Here is a 19693-nt window from a genome sequence, read left to right as displayed (position 1 = left end):
CCGTGGCTCCGCGCGCTGACGGACGGCCGCCGGTCGCGTGGTGGCTCCCGCTGCCCGCGGTGCTCGGCGGGCTGTTCGTCGTCGTGCCGGTGCTCGCGATGCTCGGCCGGGTGGACTGGTCGTCGTTCGTCGGGCTCGTGACCTCCACCGCGTCACTGACCGCGCTCGGGCTCAGCCTCGGCACAGCCCTCGCGGCCACGGGCGTCGCGTTCGTCCTCGGGTACCCGCTCGCCGTGCTGTTCGCGCGGTCGCGGTCGCGCTGGGTCGGCGTCGCCCGGGCCGTCGTGCTCCTACCGCTCGTGCTGCCGCCGGTCGTCGGTGGTCTCGCCCTGCTCGCGGCCTTCGGTCGGCTCGGGGTGGTCGGGGCGTTCCTCGACGACCACGGCCTGCACATCGCGTTCACCACGACGGCGGTGGTCATCGCGCAGACCTTCGTCGCGATGCCGTTCCTGGTGTCCTCGGTCGAGGGGGCACTCCGCGTCGAGGGCGACCGCTACGAGCGGGTCGCCGCGACCCTGGGCGCCGGGCCGACCCGGACGTTCCTGACCGTCACGACGCCGCGGGTCCTGCCGGGGATCGTGTCCGGGCTCGTGCTCTGCTTCGCCCGGGCACTCGGCGAGTTCGGGGCCACCCTGACCTTCGCGGGCAGCCTGCAGGGGGTCACGCGGACCCTGCCGCTCGAGGTCTACCTGCAACGCGAGGTCGACCCGGACACCGCGGTGGCGCTGGCGGTCGTGCTCGTCGTGGTGGCCGTCGTCGTCATCGGGGCCTCGTCGTTCCGGACCCGCGGAGCCCTGGCGTGACGGCCGAGGGTGCGGTGGGGGTCCGGGCGCACGTCGTCGTCGGGCCGCGGGACGTCGACGTCGTGATCGAGGTCCGCGCGGGGGAGTGCCTGGCGGTCATCGGGCCGAACGGTGCGGGCAAGTCGACGGTGCTCGAGGCCCTGGCCGGGCTGCTGCCGATCGACGCCGGCCGGATCGAACTCGACGGGGTCCGGGTCTCGACCCCACAGCACACCGTGCCCGCGCACCGTCGCCGGACCGGACTCGTCGCGCAGCGGTCCGACCTGTTCCCGTTCCTCGACGTCGTCGGGAACGTCGCCTTCGGGCCCCGAGCCGCCGGAGCCGGTCGCGCCGCGGCCCGGCAGCTCGCCCGCGATGCGCTCGACGCCGTCGGGGTCGCCGACCTGGCCACCCGCGACCCACGAACACTCTCGGGCGGTCAGGCGCAGCGCGTCGCGATCGCCCGGGCGCTCGCCACCGACCCGGCGGTGCTGATGCTCGACGAACCGACCTCGGCGCTCGACGTCGGCGCGCAGGACGAGGTCCGCGCGGCACTCCGGACCGCGGTCGCCGGCCGGCCCGCCGTGCTCGTCACGCACGATCCGGTCGAGGTCGTCGCCCTGGCCGACCGCGTCGTCGTGCTCGAGGGTGGACGGGTGGTCGAGCAGGGCACCCCCGCGGCCGTGCTCGGTCGTCCGACGAGTGCGTTCGCCGCGACGTTCTCCGGACTCGCGCTGGTGCGGGGGACCGCCACCGGGGGTGGGATCGCGATCGACGGCGGGGGCGAGCTGGCGTCCGGGACGCACACCGTGCCTCCCGGCCGGCCCGCCCTGGCCGCCTTCCACCCGACGGCCGCCGTGCTGACGCGGGACGGTGCCGGAGCCGTGCGCACCGTCTCGTCGCTCGAGCCGCGCGACGGACTGGTGCGGGTGCGGGCCGGTGACCTGGTGGCGGACCTGACGCTCGCGCGGCTGACCGCACTCGGGATCGTGCCCGGTGACGCGGTGTGCATCGACGTCCCCGCAGCCGAGGTGGCGGTCTACGCGCCCCGTGGTTGAGACAATGGTCGGATGACCTCCTGGTTCCCCAAGGTGTGGCCCGTGGGCACGCCGATCCTGGCGGCCGTCGTGCTCGCGTTCTCGTACGGCCGCTACGGGCTCGGCACCGCCGTGGTGGTCGTCGTCGCCGTCGTGCTCGCCGTCACGGTCCTGGCTGCCGTCCACCACGCCGAGGTCGTCGCGCACCGGGTCGGGGAACCCTTCGGCTCGCTCGTGCTGGCCGTCGCCGTGACGATCATCGAGGTCGCGCTCATCATCTCGCTGTCGAGCTCGGGCGGTGCGCAGGCCGAGACCCTGGCACGCGACACGGTGTTCTCGGCGGTGATGATCACGATGAACGGGCTGGTCGGTCTCGCGATCCTGATCGGGACCCTGCGGCACAACACCGTGCGCTTCAATCAGGAGGGCGCGAGCGCCGCGACCATGACGGTGGCCGCGCTCGCCGTGCTGACCCTGGTGCTGCCGACGTTCACCACCGGCACCGACGACGCCTCCTTCACGGGGACGCAGCTGGTGTTCGTCGCGATCGCGTCACTGGTGCTCTACGGGCTGTTCGTCGTCACGCAGACCGTGGCGCACCGCGACTTCTTCCTGCCGGTCAACCGTGCCGGCGGGGTGCTCGTCGAGTCCGAGGACGCCCACGCCGCCCGCCCGTCGGGACGCACCACGATGGTGTCGCTCGGGCTGCTCGTCGTCGCGCTCGTCGCCGTGGTCGGGCTCGCCAAGGTGGAGTCGCCCGCGATCGAGGCCGGGGTCGCCGCCGTCGGGTTCCCGCCGTCGTTCGTCGGTGTCGTGATCGCCCTGCTCATCCTGCTGCCGGAGGGCATCGCCGCGTCGAAGGCCGCCGCACGGAACCGGATCCAGACGAGCCTGAACCTGGCGATGGGGTCCGCGATGGCGTCGATCGGTCTGACGATCCCCTCGATCGCGGTCGCGTCGCTGTTCATGCCGGGGACGCTGCTGCTCGGGCTCGGGCCGTCGCAGATCGTGTTGCTCGCGCTGACGATCGTCGCGGCGGTGCTCACCGTGCTGCCCGGTCGTGCCACGCGGCTGCAGGGCGGGGTGCACCTGGTGATCTTCGCCGCGTTCATCGTGCTGTCCGTCTCGCCGTAGGGCGGGGTGGGTCGGGGCGGGCTGCGCCGGGGTCGTTCCGGGCGTACCGGGTCGTTCCGGGCGTGCCTGGTCGAATCGGGCGTGCCTGGTCGGAAGTTCGCACCAGGTATGCCCGAAAGCACCAGGCATCGCGCGCGTTCTGGGAAGGAACGGGCGCGGGGTGGCCGGGCACGGGGTCGAGTCGGGCGTGCCGGGTCGTTCCGGGCGTACCTGGTCGAATCGGGCGTACCTGGTCGGAAGTTCCGACACGGTATGCCCGGAAGCACCAGGTATCGCGGGTGTTCTGGGAAGGAACGGGCGCGGGGTGCGGGGCACGGGCGCGGGCGCGGGGTCGGGTCGGGCTGCGCCGGGTCGTTCCGGGCGTACCTGGTCGAATCGGGCGTACCTGGTCGGAAGTTCGCACCAGGTATGCCCGGAAGCACCAGGTATCGCGGGTGTTCTGGGAAGGAACGGGCGTACCGCTCAGCCGCCGAACTCAGCCCCCGGCGAAGGGCGGCATGACGTCGACGACCTCGACACCGTCGAGCGAGGTCGCCCGGTCACGCGTGGTCACGCCGTCGACCAGGTACGAGCAGCGCTCCTGCAACGCACTCCAGCGCGCAGGGTCCACCACGTCGGCCGCGTCGATCGCGTCGAGGGCGGCCTCGATGGTGGGGCCCGTCGTGGTCACCGAGTCGACACCCACGGCAGCGCGGGCAGCGGCGAAGAACCGGATCGTGGTCATGCCTCAGCCGCCGATCGCACTCATGCCGCGCGTCGGGTGCACGAGCTCGTCGCTGTCGTCACCGTGGTCGCGCGGCTTCGCCCACATCGCGAGCCGCCAGAGCTCGGCGACCTCGTCGTCGTCCGCCCCGGAGCGTATCGGTCCGAGCACGTCGGTCTCCTCGTCGGAGAACAGGCAGCTGCGCACGTGCCCGTCGGCGGTCAGTCGGGTGCGGGTGCAGTCGGCGCAGAACGACTCGGTGATGCTCGCGATGATGCCGACGGTGCCGAGGGGCTCGCCGGTGACGGCGTCGTGCACGCGGTACCGCTCGGCCGGGGCACCGTCGCGCGGGGCGTCGTCCGGGGTGAGCACGAACGACGTCGCCAGCAGCGCGCGGGTCTCGGCGGCGGTGATCATCTCGGTGCGGTCCCAGGCGTGGTCGGGGTCCAGGGGCATCTGCTCGATGAACCGCAGCTCGTAGCCACGCTCCAGGCACCAGCGGAGGAGTTCCGGGGCGGCCTCGTCGTTGATCCCGCGCAGCAGCACTGCGTTCACCTTGATGTCGAGCCCGGCGTCGTGCGCGGCCGACAGCCCGGCGATCACCTTGTCGAGGAACGGGCGGCGGGTCACGGTGGTGAAGACGTCGGGGTCGACGGTGTCGAGCGAGACGTTCACGCGCCGCAGCCCGGCGTCGTACAGGCCCTGGGCGCGGTGGGCGAGGCCGATCGCGTTTGTGGTGAGCGACAGCTCCGGTGCGTCGGGCAGCGCGGCGCACCGGGCGATCACGTCGACCAGGTCGTGCCGGAGCATCGGCTCCCCGCCGGTGAACCGGACCTTGCGGACGCCGAACCGCGACGAGCCGATCCGGACCAGGCGCTCGATCTCAGTCGCCGTCATCAGGGCCTCGTCGGGGGCGAACGGCAGCCCGGCCGCGGGCATGCAGTAGGTGCAGCGCAGGTTGCAGCGCTCGGTCAGCGACACCCGGAGGTCGACGGCGCGACGCCCGAAGCGGTCGACGAGCCCGGCGGGAGCCGGGTCCACGGAGCCGGTCGTGCCGAGCAGGATCGCGGGTGCCATGGTCGTCAGCGTACGTGTTCCACGCGCCGGAACGACAGCCGCTCCCACCACCGTCGCCACTCCGACCGCTCCGTGCGCAGGAGCGTGACGACCACGATGACCACCACGGCCGCGAGCAACCACCACCGGTAGGCGTCCGCCGACGGCCACACCCCGCGCAGCGCGATGGCGAGGCCGATCGACAACCACTCCCACCGCCCGGACAGCACCACGAACGGGATGAGCAGCAGCGCGTACCAGGGGTAGCGCGGCGTCACGGCGAGGAACGTCACGCCGATCATCAGGACCTCGCCCGACCACGGCCGCGCCGGGTCCGACAACCGCCACGCCACGAACGCCGCCAGCAGCACCAGGAGCCCCACCACCAGTGTCGCCGCGTCGCCCTTGACCACGAGCGACACCAGCGCGAACCGGGAGCCGTCCTCGTAGCCCTCCTCGTTCAGGTAGCCGGGCAGGTACCCGAGCACGTCGAGCCCGGTCGTCAGCACGTAGGGCACGTAGAGCAGCCCGAACACCGCGATGCCGATCGGGATCGCCCACCAGGCCCGACCGCGGCCGAGCAACGGCGGGTACACGATCGCCGGGATGAGCTTCGTCGCGGTCGCGGCCCCGAGCGCGATGCCGCCCCAGATCGGCCGGCCGAACGCGACGAGCACGACACCGGCCGTGGCGAGGGCGGCGCCGACGACGTCGACGTGCGAGTTCGTGACCGCCTCGGACGCGACGAGCGGCGACCAGGCCCAGAGCGCCGCCCACCAGGTCGGACGGCCGATGCGGCGGAGCACCAGGACGAGCCCGACGGTCACACCGAGCGACACGAGCAGCCCGGCGACCTGGAAGGGCAGGTACTGCGCGGTCGCCGGCACGAAGAACCGCACCGCGGCGAACCACAGCTGCGCCATCGGCGGGTAGATCGTCGTGACGTCGGGCCGGTTGATCGCGGTGCAGTGCCCGTCCGCGCCGTCGCCGAGCCCGCGGAACCGGGGCTTCAGCGGATCGCACGTGCCGTCCACCTTGTCGGGGAACAACCAGTCGGGTCGGAGACCGGACAGTGCCGCGGACTGGGGGGTGTGCGCGTACGGTGAGACACCGGCATGCTGGACGATGCCGTCCCACGCGTACCGGGCGGAGTCGGTGCTCGTGTTCGGTGGGCCGACCAGCGCGGCGATGCCGATCACCACCGCTCCGCCGATGACCATGGTGGTCATCCACCGGACGGGCACGAAACGCACCGCGAGCACGGCGATCACGAAGACGGTCCAAGCGATCAGCGTCCACGCAACGAATGCAGAACGATGGCCCGATCGGAGGAACCCCAGATGCGTGACGCCGACGGCGATGACGCCCGACAGGGCGAGTACTCCCACGACGGCCAGCACCGTGCCGATCCGGACGGCGGTGCCGTCGGCCAGGGACGGTCGGAGGGCACGCAGTCGGTCGCTCATGGTCCGTCGAGGCTATCCGGCCTCCAGCGCCTGCTGCACGACGGACGAGCAGCTCTGGCGTCCCCCAACCGCAACGCCCGCTCAGCGGTGGTGCTCGGGCGTCTGCTCGGCATCGCGTTCCTGATCTGCTTCGGCACCGGGATCTACAGCCACCTGCTGCAGGAACCGCTCGGCTGGATGCGGTTCCCGACCCGTCCGACGCAGCTGTACCAGTTCACGCAGGGCCTGCACATCACGACGGGGATCGCGATCATCCCGCTGCTGCTCGCCAAGCTCAACACCGTCATGCCCGCCCTGGTGCAGGTGCCGCCGGTGCGCGGCGTGCTGCACCTGCTCGAGCGGCTGTCGATCGCGGTGCTCGTGTCCGCGTCGATCATCCAGGTCGTCACCGGCCTGCTCAACACCTACCAGTGGTACCCGTGGCCGTTCCCGTTCCGCCAGGTGCACAACGCGATGGCCTACGTGATCATCGGGTCGCTGGCCATCCACATCGCCGCCAAGCTGCCGGTCATCGCCCGCTACTGGCGGAAGCGCGACTCCTACGACGCGCACGGCCGGTTCATCGCGGACCCCGCGTCCGGCAGTGAGCTGCTTCCCCCCGGCCTGGCGCAGCCCGCTCAGCGGGATCGCGCCAGCGATCCGCGGGATGCGCCGAGCGAGCTTGCGAGCGAGGGTCCCGCGTCCGCCCCGCACGCTGCGGTCGCCGAGACCACCGGGTCCACCGCCCCCGGCCTGCTGGGCCGCGTGTTCCGCTGGATCGACGGCGTCGACGCCGCCCCCGGCGGCGCCGAGTCCAGTCCCACCGGACCGGACACGGCCCCGGAGACCCGCGAGGTGTCCGAGGAGCCGAGTCCCGGCCAGCCGACGGCCGACGTGGGGGAGCCGAGCCGGGCCTCCAGGCCGACGCCGGACGCAGCCACCGGACGACGCCAGCGCATCGCCCGACGAGGGTTCTTCGCCGGCGTGACGGCGGCGACGGTCGGTGTCGTCGCGCTCACGGCGGGGCAGTCCTCGAAGCTCGCGGAACCGTTCAACGTGTTCGGCGCCCGTGGCCGCGGCATCGGCGCGAACGGACTGCCGGTGAACCGGACCGCGCGTGCAGCCGGGGTGCTCGCCACCGCGACCGCCGCCGACTGGACGCTCACCGTCGTCGGCCACGACGTGAGCCGGACGTTCGTCCGGGCGGAACTCGTCGCGCTCGGCACCGCGCAGGTCGACCTGCCGATCTCGTGCGTCGAGGGGTGGAGCCAGATGGCGACCTGGAAGGGCGTGCGGATGCGCGACCTGCTCGACGCCGTGCAGGCGCCGCAGGGGTCGCACGTGCGGGTGACGAGCCTGGAACGGCACGGCGGCTACCGGATCATGGACATGGGACCGGAGTACGCCGAGGACCCGACGACGCTCATCGCCCTCGAGCTGAACGGTGCGACGCTCGACCTGGACCACGGGTTCCCGGCGCGGATCATCGCTCCCGGGCGGCCCGGTGTGCTGCAGACCAAGTGGATCGAGAAGATCGAGGTGCTCCGGTGAAGGCCGCGCGGATCGTGCTCGTGGTGATCGGCGTGCTGGTCATCGCGTTCGGGGCGTACGTGCTCGTGACGTCCGTCAAGCCGAACCGCATCGGCGGGCTCGGAGTGTGGCTGCTCGCGGCGGTGGTGCTGCACGACGCGGTCCTGTCCCCGTTCGTGGTCGGTGCCGGGTTGCTGCTGCGTCGGGCCGGACGCTCGCTGCGGGCCTGGGTGCTCGTCGTCGTGCAGGCGGCGATCGTGCTCGGCAGCGTGCTCGCCCTGGTGGTCCTGCCGGAGATCGCTGCGAAGGACCACGGGCAGAAGAACCCCACCGTGCTGCCGTTCGACTACGGCACGCGGCTGCTGCTCGTCGAGGGGGTGCTGCTCGTCGTCGTGGTGGTGGTGCTCGTGGTCGGGGTGGTGCGGTCGCGTCGCGCTGGCGGTTCGTCCGGTTCGGCCGGTTCGGCCCGTTCGTCCGGTTCGTCCGCGGTGCGCAGCACTGGTTAAAGGGACAACCTTTCGGTATGATCAGGTCATGACCGACGAGACCCCGTGGCTCACCCGCGAGCAGCTGCGCGCGTGGATGAAGCTCGTCGCGGTCATGGAACTCCTGCCGGCGGCGCTCGACCAGCAGCTGCAGCGCGACGCCGACCTGACGCACTTCGACTACATGGTCATCGCGATGCTCTCCGAGACCGACACCCGGACCCTGCGGATGTCGGCGCTCGCCTCGGCCACGAACGCCTCGTTGCCGCGGTTGTCGCACGTGGTGTCCCGCCTCGAGAAGCGCGGACTCGTCACCCGGTGCCCGTCGACCTCCGATCGCCGCGCCACCGACGTCCGCCTGACCGACGCCGGGTACGCCACCATCGTCGAGGCAGCTCCGGACCACGTCCGCACCGCCCGCCGGGTGGTCATCGACGCGCTCTCCGACGAGCAGGTCGCGCAGCTCGACGGCATCGCGGCGTCGCTCCTGACACGGCTCGACCCCGAGGGGCGTTTCGCGGCGCTGACCTACCCGCGCGAGGACGACGACACCGCGATCTGCGAGCAGCGACTGACGGGTGCGACGACGGACTGAGGCCGCCTGGCCGCCGCGTCCCTGCAATAGGCTCGCCGCATGACCGACCCCGCCGCGCCGTCCGACACGTACTCCTACCTCGGACCTGCCGGCACGTTCACCGAGGCGGCCCTGAAGCTCGTCGAGGCCGCCGCCGGCAAGCCCTGGCGGAGCGTCAACAACGTCGGTGAGGCCCTGGACGACGTCATGTCCGGCCGGTCGATCGGTGCCGTCATCGCGATCGAGAACAGCGTCGACGGCGGAGTCAGCGCCACGCAGGACGCCCTGGCCCGGATCCCCGGCGTGCGGATCGTGGGGGAGTACCTGGTCCCCGTCGACTTCGTGCTCGTCGCCCGGCCCGGCACGACGCTGGCCGACGTCCGCACCGTGAACGCGCACCCCGTCGCCTACGCGCAGACGCACAACTGGCTCGAGGCGAACCTGCCCGGCCACGGCCACATCCCGGCGTCGTCGAACGTCGCCGCGGCCCTCGCTCTGCTCGAGGCGAACCCCACCGCCGACGCCGCCGTCGCGCCGCCCGGCATCACGGATCACCACGACGTCGTCGTGCTCGCATCGTCCATCGGGGACAACGCCTCGGCGGTCACCCGGTTCGTGCTCGTGTCGAAGACCCTCGCCCTGCCCGAGCCGACCGGCGCCGACAAGACCAGCGTCATCGTCGAGCTGCCCGCCGACCACCCCGGCGCCCTGGTCGACATGCTCGAGCAGTTCGCGACGCGGGGCATCAACATGGGGCTGCTGTCGTCACGCCCGATCGGTGACGAGCTCGGCCGCTACCGGTTCGTCATCGACCTCGACGGGCACGTGCGCGACGAGCGGGTCGCGGACGCGCTGCTCGGCCTGCGTCGGTTCAGCCCGCGCGTGACGTTCCTCGGGTCGTACCCGCGCGCCGACGGAGCCCGCCCCGAGGTGCCCGCGCGCTACTCGGACGCCGCGTTCGTCGAGGCGCGGGACTGGTTGCGCGCGATCGTGTCGGGCGAGCCCGGGGCGCGGTAGCGGCGGAACCGCCCCGGGTCAGGGCACCTGGCGCGAGCCGTGGCGATCGTCCGCGGGGTCCGGCACGCGCACGGAGAGCCCCATCGGGTCGATGCGGGAACGGAAGGCGATGACCTCGCCCACCGGATCGCCGTCGATCTCGAACTCGTCGGGCCGCTCGAGCCGCGCCGTGAACTCCTGCCCGCGCAGGTAGCGCAGGGGCCGCTCCTCGCGTGAACGCGACACGATCTTCTTGCCGACGGCGGTCTTGCCCAGGTTCGACCGGCGGAACGCCCGCAGGATCCCGTTCTCCCAGAACACCCGGGCACCGATCCGCACCCAGCCGAAGAACCCGCGGGGACGCATCACGGCGATGTCGAACACCCCGTCGTCGATCTCGGCGTCGGGCAGCAGGATCGCGCCGGCCTGGAGCATCCCGCAGTTGCCGACGATGAGCGAGTGCGCCCGGAGCGAGTGGTTGCCGTCGTCGTCGAGCTGGTAGCGGAACTCGAACGCGTTGGCGTCGCGCACCGAACGGAACAGCGAGTCGACGTAGGCGAGCCAGCCGACCTTCTTCTTCAGCTCGGGGCGGGTGTTCACGAGCATCCGGGCGTCGAGCCCGAGGCCCGCCATCACCAGGAAGCCGAAGCGTTCGCGCTCGCCGCCGGGGCGCTCGACCTTGAGCATGCCGAAGTCGATCTTGCGGTCGTCGCCGTGGAAGATCGTCCGGACGCTCGCGGCCAGGTCGTCGAGGGGGAGCTTCATGTTGCGCGCGAGCAGGTTGCCGGTGCCGCTCGGCAGCAGCGCCAGGGTCGAACCGGACTCGTGCACGACCTCGGCGACCGCACGGACCGTGCCGTCGCCGCCGGCCGCCGCGACGACGTCGGCACCGGCCTCGATCGCCGCGCGGGCCATGCCGCCGCCCGGGTCTTCCTCCGAGGTCTCGAACCACAGGGTCTCGGCCCAGCCGGCCTGCTGCTGGTGTGCCTCGACCGTGCGCTTGAGGGTCGGCAGGTGGACCTTGACCGGGTTGTAGACCACCGCGGCCGTCCGCTGCTCGGTGGGGAGGGCGTCCTGGTCCGCGGGCGCGGTCTCCGAAGGGGTCGACATACGTCCACGCTACCGATCGAGGCTGCGTGCGGTTGCCCCCGTCTAGGATGGGGCGGTGATCGATCCACAGCTGCTTCGCGACAACCCGGACGTCATCAAGGCTTCACAGCAGGCGCGTGGTGCCTCCGTGGCCGTCGTCGACGAAGCCGTCGCCGCCGATTCCGCCCGCCGCAGTGCGATCACCTCGTTCGAGTCGCTCCGCGCCGAGCAGAACGCCTTCGGCAAGACCGTCGCCAAGGCCCCGAAGGACGAGAAGGCCGCGCTCGTGCAGCAGGCCCAGGCCCTCGCCGCAAAGGTGAAGGAGGCGCAGGCCACCGTCACCGCGGCCGAGGACACCTTCAACACCGTCGTCCGCGGTATCCCGAACGTCGTGCTCCCCGGGGTGCCCGAGGGCGGCGAGGACGACTTCGTCACGCTCCGCACCGTCGGCACCAAGCCCGAGTTCGACTTCGAGCCGAAGGACCACGCCGACCTCGGCGAGCACCTCGGCATCATCGACATCCCGCGTGGTGTGAAGGTCTCCGGCTCGCGCTTCTACTTCCTGCGCGGCATGGGCGCCCGGCTCGAGATCGCGCTGATGTCGCTCGGCCTCGACCGTGCGATCGCCGCCGGCTTCGAACCGCTCATCACCCCGACGCTCGTCCGCCCCGAGACGATGGCCGGCACCGGGTTCCTCGGTGAGCACGCGGCCGAGGTCTACCGGCTCGAAGCCGACGACCTGTACCTGACCGGCACGAGCGAGGTCGCCCTCGCCGGGTTCCACGCCGACGAGATCCTGCCGCTCGAGGAAGGACAGGCCCACCGCTACGCCGGCTGGTCGACCTGCTACCGACGCGAGGCCGGTTCGGCGGGCAAGGACAACCGCGGCATCCTCCGCGTGCACCAGTTCAACAAGCTCGAGATGTTCGCCTACGTCCACCCGGACCAGGCCGAGGCCGAGCACGAGCGCCTCGTCTCGCACCAGGAGCAGATGCTCCAGGACCTCGGCCTCCACTACCGCGTGATCGACGTCGCCGCCGGCGACCTCGGCACGAGCGCGGCGAAGAAGTACGACATCGAGGCCTGGGTCCCGACGCAGGGCACGTTCCGCGAGCTCACCTCGACGTCGAACTGCACGACGTTCCAGGCCCGCCGCCTCGACATCCGGTACCGCACCGAGAGCGGCAAGACCGCTCCGGTCGCCACGCTGAACGGCACCCTCGCCACCACCCGCTGGATCGTCGCGATCCTCGAGACGCACCAGCAGGCCGACGGTTCCGTCGTCGTGCCGGAGGTCCTCCGCCCCTACCTCGGTGGCGTCGAGGTGATCGAGCCCCGATGAGCACCCAGGGACGGTTCGTGGACGGCACCGAGCAGGGCGCGGGCACCGACGCGCCCGCCCGCACCAAGCGCTGGCTGGTCGCGCTCGACATCGACGGCACCACCATGCGCGAAGACGGTGTCATCACGCAGGCGGTGGTCGCCGCCGTCCGTGACGCCGAGGCCGCCGGGCACGAGGTCATGCTCTCGACCGGCCGCAGCGAGGGCATGACCGTGCCCCTGCTCGAGACCCTCGGCATCCGGCCGAAGTACCTGGTGTGCGCGAACGGAGCGCTCATCCTGGCCCGTCGTGCCGACGGCTCCTACGTGCGCGAACACGTCGAGCGGTTCGACCCGTCCGAGGTGCTGCAGACCATCCACGGAGCGCTCGAGAACGCGGCGTTCGGCGTCGAGGACGAGACCGGTCACTTCCTGCTGTCCGGCAACTTCCCCGACGACACGATGACCGTCGAGGGCGAGCACGTGCCGTTCGAGCAGCTGCTCGGCGTCGAGGCCACCCGCGTCGTCGTCATCTCGCCCGGCCACGACACCGAGGACTTCCTGCAGATCGTCGAGCAGATGGGCCTGCACAAGGTCTCGTACTCCGTCGGCTGGACGTCGTGGCTCGACATCGCTCCCGAGGGCGTCACGAAGGCCACCGCGATGGAGCGCGTGCGCGAGTGGCTCGACATCCCGCGATCGCGCGTCTTCGCCGCGGGCGACGGCCGCAACGACATCGACATGCTCCGCTGGGCCTCGACCTCCGGTCGCGGCGTCGTCATGGGCCAGGCTCCCGACGACGTCGTCGACGCCGGCAACGAGCTCACCGGCGGCATCACCGACGACGGCTTGGCAGCGGCGCTCGACTCCCTGCCCCGCTAGTCTGCGCTCGCGCGCACCCCTGCCTGGAGGCCCGGGTAGACTTCCCGGGACGCGATCACGTCTCGCCACGTGGTCGCGTCACTGGAGGGTTGTCCGAGCGGCCGATGGAGCCTGTCTTGAAAACAGGTGGGCAGAGATGTCTCGTGGGTTCGAATCCCACACCCTCCGCGATGGCCGTTCGGAGTCCGAACAGCCCAAGAACGTGCTAGCGATCCACCACCGTTCGCGGCTGCGCTGCGATTGCTTGCACCTTGGTCCATGGACTCTCGGTAGGAGCTCCTGCCAACGTCTTCCTCCAACGATGAGCAGCTGCCCGTGCTGACTCATCGATGCGCAGCGAGTCCAGTCGAGCGCGGACTCCCCGCCAATCGGGTCGGACGGAGCCCGCATCGTGTGCCGCCCACGACGTCTCACCGCTGGTCTCGATGACTTGAGCAAGCCCGAGGCGCCGGAGGGCGTGAGCATTCGCCAACCGCTCGGGGCTTCCCCCAGGCAGGACAACCCCGGTGAGGCCGAACTGAAGGAGCAGCAAAGTTGTGCCGTGGCCGCCGTGAAAGACCACGCTGTCGCACGAAGCAAGTACATCGTCGGAGGCCAGCTCCAAGCAATCGACACCGATCGCACGTAACGTCCGCGCCAGCCGCGTCGGGGGCGTTCGCCCCCACGCCACGGACAGTGACGGGCCGAGATCAGCGAAAGCGCCAAGAAACGCGTCCACGTCGTCGGACTCGGGAACGACGCCGTAGAAGAGCGTTCGATGGCCGTCTGGCGACGTTGGACCAGAAGGCGTCTGTCGACCCGTCAACGGTCCGAGGTACGTGACCTTCCCCCTGAAGCCCTTCGGTACCTGATCGATCTGCGGCACACTCGGAACACCAACGCCGCCTACTGCCAAGAGTTCACGGCCGTCGACGAGTCGCCCTGCGCCGAGTGAATCCGCCATGTCTGTCCAGATCTGCTCGGACGCTCGCCCGGCGTACCGGTGCCCGGGAAGATGCAGCGATTGGAGCACGGACGTCACGGGTATGCCGAACCGCGCCGCGGCCGATCCCACTGATGGGCGACCGTCGTGCACCGCGAGGTTTGCGTTGAACGCTCGCAGCGTGCTCGCGTCCCATTCGACTGACAAGGAAAAGTACGCCGGGTCGGTCCAGCGGTCCCAATAACCGGCCGAGATGAGACCCTCTGGGTACACGACGGGATGCACACCGGACCGTGCGACGAGATCGACGTGCTTCTGAGTCGAGACCGCCATCGCGCACGAATGGCCGGCTTCGTTTGCTTCACGCGCGATATGCAGAAGTCGGCCGACGTGCCCGTTCCCGCCACCCCAAGGGAAGAATAACACCCGCAAGGGAATCCCTCCGTTCCTCGATTCGTCGAGAACTGATTCGATGCGAACCGGAGCTCATGCTAGCGTGCCCTGATGGGGGTACGTTGTGGTACCTTCACTGACCACGAGGGGGACTCAATGGCGAGTATGAAAAAAATTGCGGTGATCGGGGTTGGTGAGCAGGCCTGGACGAATCTCGTGCCCAGCCTCGCGACCATACCGAACGTGCGTATCGATTGGGTCTGTGACACCGACCCGGTCACGCGCTCCCGAGCTGCGGAGAAGTTGAAAGCAGTTCAATTCGGATCAGTTGAAGAGCTCCTCGGCTCAGTTACACCGGATGCACTGATCGTCGCGTCGACTCCGACAGTGCACCAGCGTGTTCTGGAAATGGCTATCCCGCGCGGGATCCCGACGTTCGTCGAGAAGCCTCCTACGTTGACGACGAGTGGCCTTCAACAACTCCTGCGGCTGAATCGCACGTCGGGCACGCCTACCCGGGTGGGGCTCAACTTCAGCTACTCCGAGCCAGTGCAGATAGCGCTCCAGGCCATGCAGGACGCGGCCTTTGGCAACCTGGCGTACATGCGTATCAACCATCTGAACAACAAACCCGACCAGCCGCTTTGGTTGCAGAACAATCACCGCCGGGATTTTCTTCTATCACAAGTGATCCATGCGTTGGGTGTCGTCTTCGAGGCTGGTGCGCCTGCGAGTGATGACGAGCATTTCACTGCGTACGACAGTCAGGTTGGGGTACTCATGTCACTCAACAAACAGTTCGTGAGCCGACGATCTGGAAACCCCTTCACCTTTGAATTGGTCGCCTCGTCGTCCGCTCCGTTCTTCGATTGGAGTCTCCAAGCAATCTCTGACAACGGTTCGATGATCACGATCAACTCGCTGCTGGAGATCGAGATATCGACTCAAGGAGTCACTCATCCTCTCGGGGTCGGCCCGAAGTGGTGGCGAAGCAGCTGGCGACCGAGTCCGGTGTCGACCGGTCACAGGCGCAATGGCTTCACTCTGCAGTTCGAATCTTTTCTGAACGACAAAACCTCGCATGCTCAAATGGCTCCGACTTTGGCTGCCTGTTTGCCGATGTACGAGTTGATGGACAGGATGGAGGCGGCGAATGTCCTTGAAGCTGCTTGAGAACCGGAACATCGACATCGATGAGCGAGACGTGTCGGCAGTCGTGGCGGCCGTACAGTCAGGAGCGCTCTCGGGAACCTCGCCCCTGGTTCGAGTCTATGAGACCGAGCTCGCTGAGTACTTCGGATCGGCGTTCGCGCTTGCTGTCTCGAGCGGTACGGCGGCATTGCAAGTCCTGCTCTATGCGTACGGCATCGGCCCGGGTGACGAGGTGATTCTTCCACCGACTGCTCCGGTGATGACGGTGCTTCCGATCATCGCTTCGGGGGCGTGCCCGGTGTTCGTGGACATCGCTGCAACGACGTTCGGCCTGGACCTGCGGGGCCTCGAGCTCGCGCGTTCCGCCCGCACTCGGCTGATTGTCACGGTGCCGATGTGGGGATATCCGACGAACGTCGAAGAGGTGCAAAGCCTTGCTTCTGACTGGGCGATTCCAGTGATCGAAGACGCTTCGCACGCGCACGGGACCGTTGAGGGGAACGGGCGACTGGCCGGCCGCACCAGCCATGCCAGTTTCTTCAGCACTCAGGAGCGAAAAATGGTGTCCACCGGAGAAGGAGGCTTCATCCTTACAGACGACGTCGACCTCGCGCGTCGTGTCCGGGAGATCCGTGACTTCGGGAAGATCGACCCTGCCCATCCGTCTCTTGCGGCTCTGGCGGGGACCTACGGGCACGCATTCGGGCTGAACTTCAGAACATCAGCGATCGCGGCGGCTCTGGGAAGGCAGCAATTGCTGAAGCTCGACCGCAAGATAGCGGCAAGGACGGCGAACGCGGCACGTCTCGCTGAGGCAGTTCGTCGTTTGCGCCACGACTACCGACCACGGCCTGTCGAGTCGGGAACGCCGAATCACTACTCGTTGGTGGTCGAGGGGCCCCGTGGTTCCGACGCCACGGGCGTTGGCCGTGTCCTGCACAGTCGAGGCATCGTGTCAGACATCTTCCGATTCGGAGGCGTACCGCTGAACCGCATGCCGCTCTTCGCGGAGTACAGATCCGCTGACACGCCGAATGCGGAACGAGCTCTGGCCGAGTTTGTGACCCTCCCAACGCATGAGGGGTTGGCCGAGTCGGACCTCGGCCGGATCGAGCGCGCGATTGAGGAGACGATGGGAACGTCAGCGTGAGCGTGATTGAGGGAATGTACGACTACCAGCGTCACGACACTGCTTCCGGATACGTGACCACGCCGGACCAGGTGCGGCTGTTGCTCGTCGCCCACCGCAAGCTGCGGCGGTGGTTACCTCCGGGAGGGCACGTCGAGGACGGCGAACTTGCACACGACGCAGTCCTCCGTGAGGTTCTTGAGGAGACCGGGGTCGAAGCAATTCACCCCGCAGTCCAGTGGGACCTGCAACTCGGAGGTGTTATTGACGTGCAACTGCCCGCACCGATCGCGGTATCCGCGCAGTTCATCGGACACGGCGACTCTCGAATCGGGAAACCGCATATTCACATCGATCACATCTTTCGGTTGTCCGTGAGAGAAGGCGCGGGTTTGACGACCACCGTCGACCTTGCAGAGGTGGAAGCGTGCGGCTGGTTCACGCGCGCCGAGATCCTCGAACAGATGGACGTCTTCGATGCCACCAGGGCATTCGCGAAGAGATTCATGGACGAGGAAGCGGGATGACGCGCACCGAGGTGTCGGTCGTCATCCCGACCTTCAACCGATCGAGGGAACTCTCCCAGACACTCGAGGCACTCGACAGGCAGACGTCGTCTTCGTTCGAGGTCGTCGTGGCTGACGATGGTTCAAAACACCCCGTTGTTGATGAAGTCGAGGGGACGTTCTCGTTCCCGATGACGCACGTTCGGCAGGAGCGTGACGGATTTCGACTGGCGGCGGCACGGAACCTGGGGGCGAGCGCAGCGAGCGGCGCGCTCCTCGTGTTCCTTGACTGCGGGACGTTGCCCGGACCGCGGTTGGTGGAGACATACCTTGCAGCAGCAGAGCGAGCATCGTCGGTTGACTTCGTTGCGATGGGGCCAACGTACGGGTATGACGTCGCGCCGCCGTACGCCTCCTACGTCGCAAGGGTCTTCTGCGACGCTGGCGCCGACTTCCAGCCGCATCGCTTCTTCGGTATCCCCGGCGTTGCGGACTACCGAGAGCTGGCCCTCGCAGCCGCAGTTCACCCTGCCGAAATCATGATGCCGTGGCGCTTGTTCTGGGGCCGTAACGTAGCGGTGGCTGCGACCGCCTTCTCCAAGGTCGGCGGATTTGACGAGAACTTCAGGAGCTATGGAGTCGAGGACATCGATCTCGGATACCGTCTTCTTGCCTCCGGATGTCAGGTCAGGTGGGAACGGGCGGCCTGGGCTTTGGAGATTCCTGAAGTCGCTGATCTGAGCTCGACGCAAAAGGCGGCCGAGAACGATAGCAATCTCCGGGCGATGCAACGGAAGTACGACGATGTGTGGGTGGAGTTCTACCGCGCAGTCCGTCCCTCGGCCCGGAGCGAGCAAGTCGAAGGCGAGCTCCTCGAAGCGGAGCTTCGACGGATGACGCCGTGCGCTCCGTCACGACGCACGGAGCCCGGCCCGGAGCGGATTGTCTACTTCGGTGTCCCGGAGATTCCGATTGGCGCTGACGACGTGGTCCTCGACCCATGCGTCCACCGCAGCCGTTCGGAGCACGACCCCGGTCTCGTCTCGTCTCTCGGCATGGCGACTCTCTTCAACGAAGGTCAATTCGATCGGGCAGTCATAACGCAGCGGTTCAGACCACTCCTTGCCCATTGGTCTGAATTCGTGACCGCGGAGGCCTCACGACTCGCTCATCGAGTCGATCGGACAGGTAGCCGATGAGGCGCGGAGAGGGGGAACAAGGTCACGAGCATGCACCTGCGCCAAGCCCATCGGGTCGCCCGGGATCTCGGCCCTACGAACTGGTTCTGCTCTTCAACGCGATGTTCGGAGGGCTCACGGCCGTCGGACTCCCACTCGCCTTGAACAGTGCAGGCCTCTCGAAGGCCGCCATAGCCGTGTTCTTCGTGTCCAATGCGTTCGTGGCAGTGTTCTACAACACTGTGCTCGTCCCGAGGATCCGCCGGGCGGGGTACCCGCGGCTGGCGTTGATCGGAACGCTCTGCTGTGTGCCGGTCGGGACTCTCCTCGTGGCGCGCTCGGCGGACCAGCCTGAGGTCCTCTACACCGGCGGAGTGCTCATGCTCTGCGTGAGTGCGGTCGTGCCCCAGATCTTCGGGCGAGCTGGAACTGCCCTGGGTGGAGAGATCACGACGACGATGGTCCTGCGGTTCAGGCGAGTGCTCATCGCGGGCTACATCGCCGGTCTCCTCCTGTACAGCGTCTGTGTAGCGCTGCACCTGGACCCTCTTCTCGTAGCGGCACTCGTCGCGAGCCTGTGCCTGACCGGACCGGTGTCCTCAGTGTTTCGAGGCAAGGTGGCTCCGTCGCCTAGGGCTTTGGGGGAGGCGACGCGCTCACCGCTTCGGCGTCCGCCAGCATTGGTGGTCTGCGCCGCGCTGGTCGTTGTCGCTCTACTCAAGTCGGTGGACACTCTTCGAGGGCTCTACCTTCCTTTGGTTGCGGCTTCCGGTGGTATCGAGCCGTCACTGATCTCGGCGAGTTTCATGGTCGGGTCACTGCTGGAGTTTGCGATGCTGCCGATTCTCGGCATGCTTATGCGACGGCAGGGATCCGCTCTCGCCTCCGTCGTCGTCGCTAGCGTTTCCATCGCCGTGTTCGTCCTGATGGCCTCATCGACCGGCATCTGGGCACTCTTCATCGTGCAAGCTCTCTACTCATTCGTCGGAGCCGGATTCCAGAGTGTCGGCCTGTTGCTGCTCTCTGACGTTCGAGGGTCGGATGCGGGGGCTGGGGCGAGCGCGTACATGGCGGTGACGCAGGTGGGGACGGTTCTCGGCGCATTGTTGCCGCTCGTGGTGCCGGGGTACTCCCCGGCAATCTTCTGGCTAGCTGCGGCGATGTCGTTTGGAGCGGCCGCACTCGGCTGGGTGGTGCACTCGAGATCTGGCGCATCGAGGTCGGTCTTCGGCAGTGTGAGCTGAATCAAGAGTGAGGAGACCTCGATCACCTGGGGGATCCACGATGCCTTCAAGAACTCACCTGGAGGCGGACCGATCGGAGGTCGTCGAGCACGTAAGCGGGCTCAGAGGACGGCCGTGCCACAGAGCCCTTGCCGCT

Annotated in this window: 18 protein-coding genes and 1 tRNA gene; 15 read left to right on the top strand and 4 right to left on the bottom strand. The window is 68.8% G+C overall.

Annotated elements, in window-relative coordinates; all coding sequences use genetic code 11:
* Window positions 1-2 precede the first annotated feature (2 nt).
* Genes ACZZ9K_RS07195 through ACZZ9K_RS07185 form a run of 3 tightly spaced genes read left to right on the top strand, consistent with a single transcriptional unit; the run spans window position 3 to window position 2953 of the window.
* Window positions 3-803 carry an ABC transporter permease gene (locus ACZZ9K_RS07195; RefSeq protein WP_071246956.1) on the top strand — a complete coding sequence of 267 codons (801 nt, stop codon included), beginning with the start codon at window positions 3-5 and terminating at the stop codon, window positions 801-803.
* Complete coding sequence (locus ACZZ9K_RS07190; RefSeq protein WP_463443688.1) at window positions 800-1840, top strand: ABC transporter ATP-binding protein; 1041 nt, start codon at window positions 800-802, stop codon at window positions 1838-1840. Before ACZZ9K_RS07195 ends, ACZZ9K_RS07190 begins: the two co-directional genes overlap by 4 nt.
* Window positions 1841-1852: 12 nt before the next feature.
* The gene (locus ACZZ9K_RS07185; RefSeq protein WP_412148711.1) at window positions 1853-2953 is read left to right on the top strand and encodes a calcium:cation antiporter; all 1101 of its coding nucleotides are present in this window, start codon (window positions 1853-1855) and stop codon (window positions 2951-2953) included.
* 475 nt (window positions 2954-3428) lie between these two features.
* On the opposite strand, the gene ACZZ9K_RS07180 is transcribed toward ACZZ9K_RS07185, so the two are convergent.
* Genes ACZZ9K_RS07180 through ACZZ9K_RS07170 form a run of 3 tightly spaced genes read right to left on the bottom strand, consistent with a single transcriptional unit; the run spans window position 3429 to window position 5983 of the window.
* Window positions 3429-3677: a MoaD/ThiS family protein gene (locus ACZZ9K_RS07180; RefSeq protein WP_463443687.1), complete on the bottom strand. Its 249-nt coding sequence runs from the start codon at window positions 3675-3677 to the stop codon at window positions 3429-3431.
* A gap of 3 nt (window positions 3678-3680) precedes the next feature.
* The gene (gene moaA, locus ACZZ9K_RS07175) at window positions 3681-4733 is read right to left on the bottom strand and encodes a GTP 3',8-cyclase MoaA (protein ID WP_463443686.1); all 1053 of its coding nucleotides are present in this window, start codon (window positions 4731-4733) and stop codon (window positions 3681-3683) included.
* Between the two features lie 5 nt (window positions 4734-4738).
* Window positions 4739-5983, bottom strand: coding sequence for a glycosyltransferase 87 family protein (locus ACZZ9K_RS07170; RefSeq protein ID WP_214521324.1), 1245 nt, complete (start codon window positions 5981-5983; stop codon window positions 4739-4741).
* Window positions 5984-6052: 69 nt separating this feature from the next.
* Between ACZZ9K_RS07170 and ACZZ9K_RS07165 the strand changes: the two genes are divergently transcribed.
* Genes ACZZ9K_RS07165 through pheA form a run of 4 tightly spaced genes read left to right on the top strand, consistent with a single transcriptional unit; the run spans window position 6053 to window position 9763 of the window.
* The gene (locus ACZZ9K_RS07165) at window positions 6053-7708 is read left to right on the top strand and encodes a molybdopterin-dependent oxidoreductase (RefSeq protein ID WP_463443685.1); all 1656 of its coding nucleotides are present in this window, start codon (window positions 6053-6055) and stop codon (window positions 7706-7708) included.
* Window positions 7705-8193, top strand: coding sequence for a hypothetical protein (locus ACZZ9K_RS07160; protein WP_463443684.1), 489 nt, complete (start codon window positions 7705-7707; stop codon window positions 8191-8193). The genes ACZZ9K_RS07165 and ACZZ9K_RS07160 overlap by 4 nt, the downstream gene beginning before the upstream one ends.
* 28 nt (window positions 8194-8221) lie before the next feature.
* On the top strand, window positions 8222-8767 hold the full coding sequence (locus tag ACZZ9K_RS07155) for a MarR family winged helix-turn-helix transcriptional regulator (protein WP_463443683.1): 546 nt from the start codon (window positions 8222-8224) through the stop codon (window positions 8765-8767).
* A gap of 39 nt (window positions 8768-8806) precedes the next feature.
* On the top strand, window positions 8807-9763 hold the full coding sequence (pheA, locus tag ACZZ9K_RS07150; RefSeq protein ID WP_071406510.1) for a prephenate dehydratase: 957 nt from the start codon (window positions 8807-8809) through the stop codon (window positions 9761-9763).
* A gap of 18 nt (window positions 9764-9781) precedes the next feature.
* Here the strand turns inward: pheA and ACZZ9K_RS07145 are convergent, their stop codons facing one another.
* Window positions 9782-10852: a diacylglycerol/lipid kinase family protein gene (locus ACZZ9K_RS07145; RefSeq protein WP_027466077.1), complete on the bottom strand. Its 1071-nt coding sequence runs from the start codon at window positions 10850-10852 to the stop codon at window positions 9782-9784.
* A 55-nt stretch (window positions 10853-10907) separates the two neighbouring features.
* Here ACZZ9K_RS07145 and serS point away from each other — a divergent pair, with 55 nt between their 5' ends.
* The 8 genes from serS to ACZZ9K_RS07105 all read left to right on the top strand — a co-directional run bounded on the left by serS (window position 10908) and on the right by ACZZ9K_RS07105 (window position 19557).
* A complete protein-coding gene (serS, locus tag ACZZ9K_RS07140; protein WP_027466078.1) occupies window positions 10908-12173 on the top strand; it encodes a serine--tRNA ligase in 1266 nt (421 codons plus the stop codon).
* Window positions 12170-13033, top strand: coding sequence for an HAD family hydrolase (locus ACZZ9K_RS07135; protein ID WP_111029845.1), 864 nt, complete (start codon window positions 12170-12172; stop codon window positions 13031-13033). The genes serS and ACZZ9K_RS07135 overlap by 4 nt, the downstream gene beginning before the upstream one ends.
* Before the next feature lie 83 nt (window positions 13034-13116).
* Window positions 13117-13201, top strand: a tRNA-Ser gene (locus tag ACZZ9K_RS07130).
* Between the two features lie 1303 nt (window positions 13202-14504).
* Window positions 14505-15521, top strand: a complete 1017-nt coding sequence (locus tag ACZZ9K_RS07125; protein ID WP_463443682.1) for a Gfo/Idh/MocA family protein — start codon at window positions 14505-14507, stop codon at window positions 15519-15521.
* Entirely contained in the window at window positions 15502-16650 is a 1149-nt protein-coding gene (locus ACZZ9K_RS07120) for a DegT/DnrJ/EryC1/StrS family aminotransferase (protein WP_463443681.1), read from the top strand. The genes ACZZ9K_RS07125 and ACZZ9K_RS07120 overlap by 20 nt, the downstream gene beginning before the upstream one ends.
* Entirely contained in the window at window positions 16647-17156 is a 510-nt protein-coding gene (locus tag ACZZ9K_RS07115; protein WP_139179084.1) for an NUDIX hydrolase, read from the top strand. Before ACZZ9K_RS07120 ends, ACZZ9K_RS07115 begins: the two co-directional genes overlap by 4 nt.
* Complete coding sequence (locus ACZZ9K_RS07110; protein ID WP_463443680.1) at window positions 17153-18334, top strand: glycosyltransferase; 1182 nt, start codon at window positions 17153-17155, stop codon at window positions 18332-18334. The genes ACZZ9K_RS07115 and ACZZ9K_RS07110 overlap by 4 nt, the downstream gene beginning before the upstream one ends.
* A gap of 101 nt (window positions 18335-18435) precedes the next feature.
* Complete coding sequence (locus ACZZ9K_RS07105) at window positions 18436-19557, top strand: MFS transporter (RefSeq protein WP_027466093.1); 1122 nt, start codon at window positions 18436-18438, stop codon at window positions 19555-19557.
* Window positions 19558-19693 lie beyond the last annotated feature (136 nt).

It is taken from the genome of Curtobacterium sp. AC268 (assembly GCF_979258745.1).
This window is presented reverse-complemented; position numbering and strand designations above follow the sequence as displayed.